Origin of the sequence: Labilibacter marinus, assembly GCF_001659685.2 — a bacterium.
In the GTDB taxonomy this organism is placed as follows: Bacteria; Bacteroidota; Bacteroidia; order Bacteroidales; family Marinilabiliaceae; genus Saccharicrinis; species Saccharicrinis marinus.
Map to the genome: position 1 here is coordinate 16021 of NZ_LXYE02000068.1, position 14647 is coordinate 30667.

General features: G+C 35.5%; 13 protein-coding genes. 6 read left to right on the plus strand and 7 right to left on the minus strand.

What is annotated here, in order from left to right:
• Position 1 precedes the first annotated feature (1 nt).
• The 3 genes from hisA (at position 2) to hisIE (ending at position 2150) form a co-directional block, all read left to right on the plus strand.
• Positions 2-727 (plus strand): 1-(5-phosphoribosyl)-5-[(5-phosphoribosylamino)methylideneamino]imidazole-4-carboxamide isomerase, encoded by a 726-nt coding sequence (gene hisA / locus A8L32_RS22970; RefSeq protein ID WP_198931841.1) that lies wholly within the window; start codon positions 2-4, stop codon positions 725-727.
• Positions 727-1485 (plus strand): imidazole glycerol phosphate synthase subunit HisF, encoded by a 759-nt coding sequence (gene hisF, locus A8L32_RS22975; RefSeq protein ID WP_066633680.1) that lies wholly within the window; start codon positions 727-729, stop codon positions 1483-1485. Before hisA ends, hisF begins: the two co-directional genes overlap by 1 nt.
• A 68-nt stretch (positions 1486-1553) precedes the next feature.
• Positions 1554-2150, plus strand: a complete 597-nt coding sequence (gene hisIE, locus A8L32_RS22980) for a bifunctional phosphoribosyl-AMP cyclohydrolase/phosphoribosyl-ATP diphosphatase HisIE (RefSeq protein ID WP_066633694.1) — start codon at positions 1554-1556, stop codon at positions 2148-2150.
• 34 nt (positions 2151-2184) lie between these two features.
• On the opposite strand, the gene A8L32_RS22985 is transcribed toward hisIE, so the two are convergent.
• Complete coding sequence (locus A8L32_RS22985) at positions 2185-4401, minus strand: PAS domain S-box protein (RefSeq protein WP_066633697.1); 2217 nt, start codon at positions 4399-4401, stop codon at positions 2185-2187.
• A gap of 307 nt (positions 4402-4708) precedes the next feature.
• On the opposite strand from A8L32_RS22985, the gene hydF reads away from it, so the two are divergent.
• A complete protein-coding gene (gene hydF / locus A8L32_RS22990; RefSeq protein ID WP_066633701.1) occupies positions 4709-5926 on the plus strand; it encodes a [FeFe] hydrogenase H-cluster maturation GTPase HydF in 1218 nt (405 codons plus the stop codon).
• 3 nt (positions 5927-5929) lie between these two features.
• Here hydF and A8L32_RS22995 read toward each other — a convergent pair whose 3' ends face one another.
• The 6 genes from A8L32_RS22995 to A8L32_RS23020 all read right to left on the minus strand — a co-directional run bounded on the left by A8L32_RS22995 (position 5930) and on the right by A8L32_RS23020 (position 12419).
• The gene (locus A8L32_RS22995) at positions 5930-6475 is read right to left on the minus strand and encodes a hypothetical protein (protein WP_066633703.1); all 546 of its coding nucleotides are present in this window, start codon (positions 6473-6475) and stop codon (positions 5930-5932) included.
• 66 nt (positions 6476-6541) lie between these two features.
• Positions 6542-7981 carry a lyase family protein gene (locus A8L32_RS23000; protein ID WP_066633705.1) on the minus strand — a complete coding sequence of 480 codons (1440 nt, stop codon included), beginning with the start codon at positions 7979-7981 and terminating at the stop codon, positions 6542-6544.
• Positions 7982-7992: 11 nt separating this feature from the next.
• Positions 7993-9156: a sigma-54-dependent transcriptional regulator gene (locus tag A8L32_RS23005; RefSeq protein WP_066633708.1), complete on the minus strand. Its 1164-nt coding sequence runs from the start codon at positions 9154-9156 to the stop codon at positions 7993-7995.
• 10 nt (positions 9157-9166) lie between these two features.
• Positions 9167-10099, minus strand: a complete 933-nt coding sequence (locus A8L32_RS23010) for a Ppx/GppA phosphatase family protein (protein WP_066633710.1) — start codon at positions 10097-10099, stop codon at positions 9167-9169.
• Between the two features lie 9 nt (positions 10100-10108).
• Complete coding sequence (locus tag A8L32_RS23015) at positions 10109-11443, minus strand: ABC transporter permease (RefSeq protein WP_066633718.1); 1335 nt, start codon at positions 11441-11443, stop codon at positions 10109-10111.
• Between the two features lie 19 nt (positions 11444-11462).
• Positions 11463-12419, minus strand: coding sequence for an ABC transporter ATP-binding protein (locus tag A8L32_RS23020; protein WP_233145523.1), 957 nt, complete (start codon positions 12417-12419; stop codon positions 11463-11465).
• Between the two features lie 110 nt (positions 12420-12529).
• Here A8L32_RS23020 and A8L32_RS23025 point away from each other — a divergent pair, with 110 nt between their 5' ends.
• Positions 12530-13396: an RHS repeat domain-containing protein gene (locus A8L32_RS23025; RefSeq protein ID WP_066633725.1), complete on the plus strand. Its 867-nt coding sequence runs from the start codon at positions 12530-12532 to the stop codon at positions 13394-13396.
• A gap of 32 nt (positions 13397-13428) precedes the next feature.
• The gene (locus tag A8L32_RS23030; RefSeq protein WP_143525215.1) at positions 13429-14355 is read left to right on the plus strand and encodes a toxin-antitoxin system YwqK family antitoxin; all 927 of its coding nucleotides are present in this window, start codon (positions 13429-13431) and stop codon (positions 14353-14355) included.
• Positions 14356-14647 lie beyond the last annotated feature (292 nt).

Here is a 14647-nt window from a genome sequence, read left to right on the forward strand (position 1 = left end):
GATGGCATTGATAGATATAATTCCAGCAATTGATATTATTGATGGTAAGTGCGTACGACTTAGCCAGGGCGATTACGACCAGAAAACAGTATATAACGAAAATCCGCTTGAAGTAGCCAAAATGTTCGAAGAGCATGGTATTAAAAGACTTCACTTAGTGGATCTAGACGGTGCGAAAGCAAGTAGAATCATCAATTATAAAGTTTTAGAAACCATTGCTTCCAAAACTAATTTGGTGATTGATTTTGGCGGCGGACTAAAAACTAACGACGATTTGCGCATTGCTTTTGAGAGTGGTGCACAGATGATTACGGGAGGAAGCATTGCCGTTAAAAACCAGGAAGTATTTACAGGCTGGATTGAAAAATATGGTGCTGAAAAAATAATCCTTGGAGCCGACGTAAAAAATGAAATGATTGCTGTTTCTGGTTGGTTAGAAACTTCAAATCTTGAATTACTGCCATTCGTAAAAGATTATACAGATAAGGGAATCACTAAAGTTATTTGTACTGACATTAGCAAAGATGGAATGTTACAAGGAACTTCGGTTGATTTATATAAAAAAATCCTCGCTGAGTTTCCTGAATTATACTTGGTGGCAAGCGGTGGACTAAGCTCAATAGAAGACATCGACAAACTTGTTGAAGCTAAAGTTCCTGCTGTTATTACTGGAAAAGCCATCTACGAAGGTAAAATTGATTTAAAACAACTTGAAAAATACGCATAATGCTGGCAAAGAGAATAATACCTTGTTTAGATATTAAAAACGGCATGACCGTTAAAGGAATCAAGTTTGTAGGCATTAAAGAAGTGGGCGACCCTGTTGAGTTGGGAGCTCTTTATGCCCAGCAAGGCGCCGATGAGTTGGTTTTTTTAGATATTACGGCTAGCCATGAGGGTAGAAAGACTTTTGTGGACTTGGTAAAAAGAATTGCGCAGCATATTAATATTCCATTTACTGTAGGTGGTGGAATTAGCGAAATAAAAGATGCGGAGGCTCTTTTAAATGCTGGTGCCGATAAAATTAGTATAAACTCTTCGGCGGTTAAAAATCCACAACTCATTAACGATATGGCCAAGAACTTTGGTAGCCAGTTTGTGGTTGTGGCTATAGATGCTAAACACTTTGATGGTGACGAATGGATTGTTACCGTAAACGGAGGTCGAATTCCAACTGAAAAACGTCTTTTTTCATGGGCTAAGGAAGCAGAAGAAAGAGGGGCTGGAGAAATCTTATTTACTTCAATGGATCATGATGGAGTAAAGCAAGGATTTGCTAATGAAGCCTTAGCCAAAATGTCAACCGAGCTTTCTATTCCGATTATTGCAAGTGGCGGAGCTGGAAGCATGGAGCATTTTAAAGATGTTTTTACAACTGGAAAAGCAGATGCTGGTTTAGCTGCCAGTATTTTTCATTACAAAGAAATCGCTATTCCCGATTTAAAAGCTTATCTGAATAACGAAGGAATTAACGTAAGACTATAATAGAATATAAAAGAAATAAACTCAGTGTCTTTGTGCCTCTGTGTTCATTTATCTTAATACAATAAAAAATGAAAATAGATTTTGACAAGTTAGGAAATGGTTTAGTACCTGCTATTATTCAAGATGCCAGCACCAACAAAGTGTTAATGCTAGGTTTTATGAACCAAGAGGCGTATGACAAAACCGAGCAAGAGAGAAAAGTAACTTTTTTTAGTCGCACTAAAAGTAGACTTTGGACAAAGGGTGAAGAATCGGGTAACTTTTTAAATGTGGTATCTATCATGATTGATTGCGATAATGATACTTTATTGATTAAAGCTAATCCTGTAGGGCCAACTTGTCACAAAGGCGATGACACTTGTTTTAAGGAGAACAACAACGCAGATATTACCTTTTTATCACACTTGCAAGATTTTATAGATAAACGCAAGCAAGAGATGCCTGAAGGTTCTTACACCACATCTTTATTTACCAAAGGAATTAGAACAATAACACAAAAAGTGGGTGAAGAAGCTATTGAAACAGTTATTGGTGCTATGGCCAATGATGATGAAAACTTTCTATACGAAGGAGCTGATTTACTTTATCACTTGATCGTTCTATTAACTTACAAAGGATATAGAATAGAAGACTTGGCAAACGAACTGAAGAAAAGACATTCTTAATAACACTAAAAAGCACCTGAAAAGGTGCTTTTTTTTATTTATGAGGAAAAGTTATTCTAAACTCTGATCCTGCATTCACCTCACTAAATACTTCTATTGACCCTCCGTTTAATTCTACCATTTCTTTTGATAATGATAAGCCAAGACCTGTACCTTTTTCCTGAGAGGTGCCTACGGTAGAAAGGAATTCTTCCAGATTAAACAGAATTTTAAGCTTTTCTGGATTTATACCAACACCATAATCTTTTACATAAAACGTGATTAAACCATTCTCCTTATCTTCCATAGCTCCGCATTCCACCGAAGAATTTGGCTGTGAAAACTTAATTCCATTGTGAAGTAGGTTTCTAATCACAAACTTAAACATCTCTATATCACAGTTAATACTCTCAATATCAAAAACCTTATTTTGAAGGCTTATATTTTTACTCTGAGCAATGGACTGAAGAGACTCCATACAGTCGTTAATCATTATGTTTGGGCTAAAATCTACCTTCCTAACTGATAATTGTCCCAACTGCGACTTGGCCCATGTCAATAAATCCTCTAGCAGCTTATAAGTCTGCTCACTAGCTTCCAAAATACGTTTTGTAAACTCCCTAACCTCTTGCTCCGAAAATTTATCTAAGTTTTTATTCAGTAAGGACGAAAATCCTAATATGGCATTAAATGGGTTCTTAATATCATGAGCAATAACCGAGAACAACTTGTCTTTTGTATTATTTAATTTCTTCAGTTTTTTCTCACTCGCAACGAGCTCTTCCTCCATTTGGTGTTTTCGGGTAATATCAATGATTAGCCCAACTGCTTCGTGCACCTTTCCATCTTTTTCTGAAATTGGAGAAACAAATATGTCTACCCAAAAAATATCACCGTTATTATTTACTAGCCTCCGCTGAAGATTAATGCTCTTTGAATTTTTATTAAAAATTTCAACAAAACTATTTTGCACATCTTCCTTATCATCTTCTAAAATATGATTAAAGTAATTAGAGTCAGTTAGTTCTTTATTTGTAGAATAATTCAGCATTTCAAGAAGACGGGAATTAGCCATTTGAATGTTTCCCAACTTATCAACTACCCCAATTCCCATAATGGAATTATCGAAAATGGCATTGAGTCTGTTACGCTGCTCTTCTAACTTTTCTTCTGCCCTTTTTAGCTGAGTAAAATCCATTCCAACTGACTGATACTCTACAATATTTCCACCAGCATCTATCAAGGCTCTATCCACCCATTTTTGCCAGCGTTCTTGTCCGTTAGGCAGCTGAATCTTTTGTTCATATTCAACAATTGGGTTGTTAGGCGATAGTTTGTTTAGTTTTTCTTTATACGAAAGCTGCTCCTCCTTCTTAATTAAATCAAATACATTGGCATCTATAAACTCATTGGGTGTTTTATCAAAATAATCAGCATAATAGCTATTTACGTAGCTAATTTTACCTTGTATATTAAAACGTCTTATTAAGGCAGGAGAATCCTCTACCAAACTCGAATATCTTTGTTCACTTTTTTGAAGCGCAGTTATATTGTTACGGTATTTAGTAACGTCGTGCACGTACATGCAGAACCTATCATTCTCCAACGGGAAGGTTCGCATATTAAGATGCTTATCGATACTGGAGAAATAATGTTCAAATATTTGCTTCTCATGAAGCATCTCAACTATTTTATCTCTTAGGTTAGGAAAATCTGGCAGAAACTGTTTTAATGTAAGTCCAACTAATCCTAGTCGATTAAATACGCCTCCTGCAATGGGATTTGCTTTAATAACAATAATATCATCTAAACGATCTTCAGCATATATTGGCTTAAATAAAATTACTCCAACAGGTGCATTATCAAAGAGTTCATCCAGTAAAAACTTTTCTTTATGAAACTGTTCTTCTAATTCTTTCTTGTAGGTAATATCTTCTTTTACAGCAATAAAACCATCTAATTCTCCATTTTTATGAACGGGTGATATCTTGGCCTCTTCCCAAACTAATCTTCCCGATTTAGTTTTATTTAAAAAGGTACCTTCCCATGTGTCCCCATTTAAAATGGTTCGCCACATTTCCTTATAAAAGCCATCGTTATGGTAATCTGTACGAAGAATACTTGGGTTACTTCCTATCGCTTCCTCTCTGCTGTAGCCATACTTATCCACAAACGCATCATTCACATAACGGATGTTTCCTTTAATATCAGAAACAACCACAATGTTCTCTAATTCGTTTAATGCAACAAGTAGTTCTTCAAATTGAATCATAATCCCACTTTACTTAGGTAAGAATAACCTTCTCTCAGCGAATCTATAAGCTTTTTAGAATGCCCTCACTACAATAACGTGATTTTATTCAATTTCTGCAATGCAATAAGCTTGTTATAGACTAATAATCCTTTAAATAACACATTTTTTAGGTATATCAGCCTATATCTTCCATTAACAAATTGTTAGGTGTTTAAAATAACCCAAAACGTGATAACTAAAAGTTGCTATTTGGTCAATTGACTACATGCTTTAAACCTTATTAAATATAGTTTGATAAGATTTTATTTACTTTGTAAAAAAAACAATGGCAAAGGACCGACAACCACATATTGGAATTTTTGGAAGACGAAATTATGGTAAAAGTACACTTGTAAACCGTTTATCGGGGCAAGAAATTGCGATTGTATCCGATGTGGCAGGAACAACAACTGATCCTGTAAAAAAGTCCTTTGAAATTACAGGTTTTGGTCCAGTAGTGCTCATAGATACCGCTGGTTTTGATGATGTAGGTGAACTTGGAAACAAGCGTATTGAGAAAACCCAGAAGTCTATCAAACAAGTGGATTTGGCCATTTTATTAGTGAGTGATAACAAACTAGATAAAGTAGAGCTTGATATTGTAGCAAGCTTTAAGGATTATGATGTGCCTTTTATTATTGTATTTAGCAAAAGTGATTTATCGCTGCCTAACGAAACCTTTAAAAATGAATTATCCAATTTAAACCCCAAAGGCTTATTAACTTTTAATAGAGAGGAAGAGGTAGCTCCTTTAGTACAGTTAATTAAAGATAGCATACCAGAATCGGCATACTCTAACCCCAGTTTATTAGGCGATGTAGTAAAACATGGAGATATAGTTTTATTAATAACTCCCATTGATATTGAAGCTCCTGAAGGCAGACTTATATTACCTCAAGTACAAGCCATTAGAGATGTTATTGACAACGACGCTGTTTGCATTGTCCTAAAAGAGAGAGAAGTAGATGCTTTTTTAATGAAAACCAACATTAAACCTTCGCTTGTTATTACCGATAGTCAGGTTTTTTTAAAGGCAGATGCATCTATACCTAAGGATATTCCTTTGACCAGCTTTAGCATTATGCTGGCTCGTTTCAAGGGTGATTTTGCTAGCTATTTGCAAGGTACTCCCGTTCTTTCAAAACTTCAGGATGGCGATAGAATTCTTTTGCTTGAATCGTGCACACATCATGTTTCGTGTAATGATATTGGTCGTTCTAAAATACCACGATGGATATCTAACTTTACCGGGAAGCAACACGAATATGACGTAGTTTCGGGTTTTGATAATTTACCGCACCCAATAGAAAGTTATGCTTTAGTTATTCAATGTGGAGGCTGTGTTATCTCCAGAAAGCAATTGGTAAATAGATTAAAGCCAGCCATTGATGCTAATATTCCAGTTACTAATTATGGAATGGCCATAGCATACGTATTAGGAATTTACAATAGAGCTGTGGCTCCTTTTGCGGATTTAGAAGATAATTCGGAAGATTATTTATAGTTCCTAAGCATTTAGGATATCAATCTCGTCAATCAGATTACCTGGTTTAACTTTCGATTCTTTCCAAAGTTCATGTTCAATCAGGTATTTTTTTAATATCAGAAAATAGGTGAGTGGAAATTCATCTTTTCTCCAAGTTTGCTCATAATTAAGCAATCCGAGCTCTTTGATAAAACGATCGAGCTCTGCAACAATCCCATAACAGAAATCCATAAAGCCACAATGATTTTCGAGGCTTACTTCTGCGTTGGAATCATCAAAAATATCTGGAGAAGTAACTATTTTTATATTAATATTCTTTCCGTCGGTAGTAGATAAAATCCATTTAACACACGAAGTTTCGCTGAACCAATCTACCCAACAAATATTTTCCTCATCCCATAAATGTTTGGGTTCTACAATCATATTAACCAAGCCTTTTAATAAATCGTAAATAGGATTGCTAATATTGGTAATCTGGAAATCTACATGTTTGTTCAATACGGTTAATTTCCCCGAAGCTATACCTGGCGGTTGTATCTGATAAGAAAATTGAACCTGATTACTCATCTGGATTTTACTGGATTATTGTTTAAAAATAAGAAAGAACTTTTAAAATCATAACAACTTATCAAATTAATTATCTTTTACGTCGTTTAGGCGATATCCAAGTTTCAATAATTGCTCAGGTTTTAACAGGCCTGCAAGCACATTACCATCAATTAATTGAAGCTTATTGTTTGCCTCAACAATCGTACAATGCTTCGCATTCATATAGGCAGAAAGCTCACTCGCGTGATGATAGCCAATATAAGGAGACAATGCCGTAGTTATAGATGGATTAAGAAGAATAGAATCTTCATCCTTTATTTTATTAAACTTTATTTCGGCTAGCAGATTAGTCTTAATGGTTTTATTACATGCTATCAAAAGTTTAATGCTTTCTAATAATGCATGCCCAATGGTGGGCAAATAAGCATTTAAGTCCAAACAACCTTGTGCGCAAAGACTACTAATCAATTGGTCGTTGGCATATATTTTATGTGCCGCAGAAATTACAAATTCAGGTATTACAGGATTCACTTTCCCTGGCATAATAGAACTACCTACCTGTTTTTGCGGCAAATAAATTTCTCTATTCTTGAATAAATCCGAGCCTAATAAACGTAAATCAGAAACCATCTTTTCCAGATTTACAGCGTGCGCTTTTATGGTTGCATGCACCTCAACAAAACTATCCAGATTAGCGGTATTGTCGGATAAATTCTCTGAACGTGTGATAGGTAAACCTGTTAGGCGCTGCAACTGATTAACGACCTCCACAATAAAAAAACTAGGTATAGACATACCTGTTCCTATAGCGCCACCTCCAAGATTCACCTCCTTAATTCGCTCAAAGCATTTGCTTACCCGCCACCAGTCTCTAGAAAGCGCATTATTATAACCGCTGATAAGTTTGTCGTACGATGACGGCACAGCAGCTTGCATTTGCGTATAACTCTGCCGTAACGAATTTCGGGTTTGATTTTCCAAAAACTCCAACGATTGCAGCACCTCATTAATCAGTTCATCTAACTCTTTAAATAAAGAAATAACAGCCACTTTTAATGCCGTAGGGATAACATCGTTAGTGGATTGGAAAATATTAGCCTGCTCAATCGGGTCAATGCTCTTGTAATCGCCCGTGCTTTTCCCTAATTTAATTAAGGAAGAATTAGCAATAATTTCATTGATATTTAAATTGATGCTTGTACCCGCTCCTCCTTGTATGGCAGGAACAATAAAGTGAGAAAAATAATCACCCCTGCTCACTTCGATGGCCGATTGAGTCATCACTTCAATTACTACATCATCAATATATTTAATGTCTTTATCGGGAAATTTAGAAAGAGCGGCTTGTTTGAATTTAGCATAGGTTTCGTAGCAAGCTTGCTTCACCGTTCCCACGGCCTGATACCATTCTTGATGAAATGGCGTGGCATCGGGAAAGTTGTCTCGCGCCCTTATCGAATTAATTCCATAAAGCGCATCATCAGCAATTTCGCATGTACCTATAAAATCTTTCTCAATCCGCATACCACTTTTGTTTAGCCTTGATGTACTGCATACATCTTAACATCTTTATCCGAAATAGTTTCGGAACTTAGAATAATTAATCGCTCAATTACATTTCTGAATTCTCGAATATTTCCCGTCCAGTTTAAGTTCTGCAATTCTGTAATAGCAGATTCTTCAATTTGTTTTTCAGCAATACCCAACTCGCCACAAATCATGGTGTTAAAATGGGCTGCCAACATAGGAATATCCTCTTTTCTATCGTTTAATGCAGGAACGTGAATTAAAATAACGCTTAATCTATGGTATAAATCCTCACGAAAGTTACTCTCTTGAATTTCATCCTTTAGACTTTTATTTGTTGCAGCTAAAACCCTAACATTTACTTTAATGTCCTTGTCGCTACCTACACGGCTAATTACATTCTCTTGCAAAGCTCTCAATACCTTAGCCTGAGCATTTAAGCTCATATCCCCAATCTCATCTAAAAAGATGGTTCCACCGTTGGCTTGCTCAAATTTCCCTTTGCGCTGTTTATGTGCAGAAGTAAAAGCTCCCTTTTCGTGACCAAACAATTCGCTTTCAATTAACTCAGAAGGTATAGCAGCACAATTCACCTCAATAAAAGGCTGATCAGCGCGATTACTTTTTTCGTGTAACCAACGAGCCACTAACTCTTTTCCTGTTCCGTTGCCACCTGTTATTAAAACACGTGCATCGGTAGGGGCTACTTTATCAATCATCTCCTTCACCTTTTCAATAGGCTCAGAAGCTCCAATCATATCGTATACTTTGCTGACTTTACGTTTTAATACTTTAGTTTCTACCACCAAATCCTTACGCTCTTGCGCATTACGGATGGTAACTAAAAGGCGGTTTAAATCGAGTGGTTTCTCAATAAAATCGTAAGCGCCCTTTTTAATCGCTTCAACGGCAGTATCAATATTTCCATGGCCAGAGATCATCACAACAGGTATCTCGCGTGTTTTACCCGTAATCACTTCTAACACTTCCATGCCGTCCATATTCGGCATTTTAATATCACAAAGAACAATATCAAATTTTCCTTTGTCAAACGCCTCAACACCTTCTTCTCCGTTTTCCGCAACAGTAACCTCATGGCTTTCGTATTCCAAAATATCCTTTAAGGTATTACGAATGCTCCTTTGGTCGTCGATCACTAATATTTTTGCCATGATATATTGCTTACAATTTATTGTTTAATATTTGATGAATTGCACCTTCTTTCAGTGCAAATGTACATTGAGATAATTGATTTAGATGAAGTTTTTTCATCATAAATTGAATAAAAATGGAAGCCAAAACAATCATTTCAACACGATGCGGATCCATTCTTTTCATTTTCATTCGTTCCTCAACAGTACTATTTAGGTATTGATGATGTAAACCATTAAAAGCCTCGGCACTGATGCTATAGCTGGTTAATTTACTCATATCTAAAAAGGGGTGAACTTCGGCAGACACCATGTTGGCTATCGTATCAAAAGAACCCGATGACCCTACTAAGTTAGTTATTTTATGCTTTTCTAACTCCTTAAATAAAATCTCTAACTTTTCGTTAATCAATTGGTTTACATGCTCAACTTCAGACTCCGTCATTGGTTCAGATGGCTGTACTAAATCCAGCATACGAGCTGCTCCCAACTCAAAGCTGTGTTTCCAAATAACACCTTGGGCATTGGCAATAATAAACTCGGTGCTACCGCCGCCAATATCCATAATCAGTATCTTTTCGCTACCTATTGGAATTACCTGCTTTACCCCATCGTAAATTAATTCCGCTTCCTTTGAACCTGGAATTACTTTGATATCTAAATCAAACTTTTGCTTTACCGCATCCACAAAATCCTGCCCGTTGGCTGCCGAACGAATAGCCGATGTAGCAAAACAATGAATGGAATTTACCTGATACTGCTTGATGGTATCCAGATGCGTTTGCAAGGCAGCAAAGCCTCGTTCAAAAGCCTCGGGCGTAATGGTTTTATTATTGATGCCACCCTTGCCCAGCTTTGCTGGATATTTGGTTTCAATCAGAATTTTATAACTGTTGTCTTTAGTTACCTCTGCAATTAATAAATTAAATGTATTGGTGCCTAAATCTATAATAGCAATTTGCATATACTTCTTTTATTTTCCGGCTTGTATAAACCATTTCCAAATCTCTTTGTAGCTCACTTTTTTGCCATACATCAATATACCAGTACGGTATACTCGGGCGGCAAACCAAGTGAAAAACACAAACGAAGCCGTTAATATAGTCATTGATAAAATAAGTTCCCAAGGTGCTACATCGTAAGGAATCCTTGACATCATTACAACAGGTGAAGTAAGTGGTATCATCGAAAACCAAAAAGCAATATCGCCATGTGGATTTCGGAATACCGCCATAGCTACATAAATGGATAAGATAAGCGGCAGTAAAACGGGCATTACAAATTGTTGCGTTTCAGTTTCGTTATCTATGGCCGAGCCAATGGCAGCAAACAATGCTGAATAAATAAGGTATCCTCCTATAAAATAAAAAACAAACATACCTAGTATTAACGGTAGGTTGGCATCGGCAATAATGCTGGTTACCTTTTCAATGGTGGCAGCTACTTCATTACTTTGTTCAGCGGCATTAGCTACTTGCCCTTTCTCCATCGATTGCGTTATCTCAGCTTTGGTTTCTGCATCTGTAAAGATGGTTTGCACTGCAAACATAACACCGCCAGTCAAAACAATCCATAAAAAAAACTGCGTTAGGGCGACCAAGCCAATACCAATTATCTTACCCATCATTAACTGAAAAGGCTTTACTGATGAAATCATTACCTCAACAATACGGTTGGTTTTTTCTTCAATAACACCACGCATTACTTGAGTACCGTAGATAATCATGATCATATAAATAAGTAAGGCAGAAGCCATACCAATAAAAATAGCCATCTCTGCACTGCTCTGCTTTTCGGATCCATCTTCGTCTAAACGAATGGTTTTAAGATTGATCTTGAGGTTATTGATTTCTTTAATCTTTTCATCTAAACCTTCAATATCATAGCTTTTTAGTTTTAGCTCGCGCAGATGTTTGTTTAAATGGTATTTGATATTATCAGTAACATCCATGGTTATCTGACCATCAGAAAAAATTTGAACCTGGGGTTTATTCTCTAATAAATCGTTTTCTATCACCAACAAAGCATCAAATTGCTTGGCTAAGGCCTGCTTATCCTTTTGACTTTGCTGATTGTCTAATGCTTGATATTTAATATACTTGGTACTTTTTAAGGCCGAAGCGTACTGCCCTGTAATATCATCTACTGCAATCACCTTATGTTTGGTATCTTCTTGCGAACCCAACCAAGCCGGAACAACCATCATAGCAGCAAATATTACCGGACTTAAAAAAGTCATGATAATAAAACTCTTCTTTTTAACGCGCGTTAAATATTCTCTTTGTATAATTAAGGATATCTTGTTCATCTCAAAAATAGTAATAGGGTTATTGCTTCGTGTTAGATTGTTCTACCGCTTTAATAAATACCTCGTCCATGGTAGGTAGTATTTCCTGAAATCCTCTAATCTTAAAATCAGGCAGTAATTTTGAGATTAGCTGATTGGTATCGTCACCCATATTCATTTTTATTTTGGCCAGATAACCACCATGATTCTCGTTGAGCGATTTTAATTGATAGTCGCCATTAAGCTTTTCTTCAAACAAAGCTTTTTCTCCAGCAAAATCAATCATCACCTCATTGTTTTTAAAGGTTTGCTTTACCTCATCTACCTTACCCTTTAAAATGCTTTTTGATTTATTGATCAGGCAAATATTGTCGCATAACTCCTCTACAGAACTCATATTGTGGGTAGAAAAAATGATAGTAGCTCCATTTTCTTTGAGTTCAAGAATCTCTCGTTTTAGCAAATTCGCATTAATGGGATCAAAACCACTAAAAGGCTCATCAAAAATAAGCAATTTAGGCTCGTGTAATACCGTTACAATAAACTGCACTTTCTGTTGCATTCCCTTTGAAAGCTCCTCTACTTTTTTATCCCACCAAGCTCCAATCTCAAATTTTTCGAACCAATATTTTAGTTTTTTATAGGCATCGTTTTTACTCATGCCTTTTAAGCGAGCAAGATATAAAGCCTGTTCGCCCACCTTCATTTTTTTGTATAAACCTCGCTCCTCAGGAAGATAACCTATATTATAAATATCTTCGGATTTTAGTGGCCTGCCATTAAAAAGGATACTTCCTTTATCGGGCATGGTAATATGGTTGATGATTCGAATAAACGTAGTTTTACCTGCGCCATTGGGTCCCAAAAGTCCGAATATTTCATTTTGGGGAATCTGAACGTCAAGATTATCTAATGCAAGATGGTTGGCATATCTTTTAACCACCTCCGATGCTTCCAATAAGTACATAATGGGGTATTTGGTATTAAATTTTCTCAAAAATAAGATTTTAAACCATAAAATAGAATTAATGCCAAAATCATCACAAAGTGAGATTCATTATTCCTCTTTATTTAATCTTATCCTTACCTGAAAAATACCCTTAGTACATGCTAAAAAACCACTTGGGTAGTAGTTACCAACTAAATAAATATCTTTATAACGGAAAAGAGCTTCAAGCTAACGAGTTTGAAGGTGCTAGTTTAGATTGGTACGATTATGGAGCTCGGTTCTATGATGCTAGTTTGGGAAGGTGGCACTGTATTGACCCTCTATGTGAGTACTCCTTTAAGATGACTCCATACCATTATGTAACAAATAATCCGATGAACTACATAGACCCATTTGGATTAAAAGAAACAAAAACTAAGAAACCGAAAAAAGAAAGGAAACATTGGTGGCAATTCTGGAGGAAAAAACCTTACAAAGTTAAGGGGCCATGGATGCCAGTTTATAGGATTGGAGGTGATGCAACTGTTGTAGCCAAGAATAAAAGCAAGACTAAGTCAAAAAAATCATCTTATATTAATTGGGCTTACCTTTTGGATGCAGAAGGAAAAGGTTATTATAGACCAACCCCATACAGGGTAAGAGAAGCAACTTGGTTAGAACATTGGTTGGCTAATACCTTTGATCAAGCAGAAATAAAAAATTTTGTAGATGCTTCAGGAGCATGGGGGCCATTACCTATGGAACAAGAAAATTTTTTATCTGGATTACACAAAGAACCTAAAAAAGGATCTGACGAATACATTGTAAAAACTAAAACAGGGAAAGGTAAAAAAGTTGATACCAGTGGAGGTAAAACAAATATAAAAAAACAAGAAGAAACAAAAGTTATCGTTGATACTCTTTATATTAGCAAAGATGGATATAAGACAACGAATCCTGGATATGAACATGTAAAGAAAAAAGTATTATATAGAACTTCTGGATCCAAAGACGTTGATTCTTCATATTATATTCAAAAAAAATGAAAATAAATATAAAAGTTATATATGGTCTTATCATGATATGTAGTATTTCATGTATAAAGAATAATTTTATTAAGAAGACATTTTATTCTTCTGGGGAGCTTGAATCTATTAGGTATTCTCATGGCAATAGAGATAGTGTCCCTTATAAAATAATTAATTATTATAAATCGGGAGAAGTTAAGGATTCTTTGCGTTTTAATTCTGAAGGAAGGTTGCATGGAACTTGTTATAATTACATTCGAAAAGAACAATATCAAAAGTGGACAAATTATAGTCATGGATTATTGAATGGTTTGTTACGAGTCGAATATGATGACGGAAGAAGATTGTCCCAATACTTCAATAATGATAAGTCTAATAGTATACAAGCTAACTACGATAAAATGGGTAAATTATATTCTGAGTACTTATGGTTAGAAGATACTGTTGTAGCAAGGAAACTTTATAGAGAATATAAGCCTGGAGATACAATTACTACAATTAGAAAGGACAATGGATTAAAAGATACAACCATTTATATAGCCGACAATACCTTTACAACAATAGAATATGCTATTGCTAAATCAAAATTTTATTTTGAAACGATAGGTTCACTTGATTTTAGAAATAGGAACGTTGATGTCCATAGTTTATTTAATTCTTATACTTATGTTACTTTAGAAGACACAATATATAAAGGAAGTAGTTTAAATGTAAATCTTAAATCTTATATGCCATTTAGTGAGAAAGAAAAGGAAGAAATCCATTTAGTTGTAAAATTAGGTGAAATGTATCCTAATTTCACATTTAAAGATACGATTAGAGAAATTAGAACCGAAAAAGGAGTAGTAGATTTTAACTTTCAAATTGATAAGTATAGAAAGGGGTATAACTTAATTACGGGTGATATTCATTATATGCTTGATAGTATTAAGCTGGGCACAGTGTTGTTATTTGAAGATTTTGTTGTAGTAGATTGACCAGCCCCCCGTATTCTAAGATTAAAACAAATAAATAATTAAGTTTTTTCAAGAGGCATATCCATATGTATCCACATAAGGAGTGCCCCTTTTTGCAACAGCAAATATCCTTGCTAGTATTTTGTTTCTGATGATATTGAGTGTTCCCATAACGTGTATACCCCTGCTGTCGCACGAATTTTTCGTATGATTAAGAGATATAAGTAACAAAAGCTGCATTTAGAAATAAGTGCAGCTTTTGTTTATTTAGAAGCAACGCGATGCAATCGCGCAGCAGCATTAAGGTTTAAAG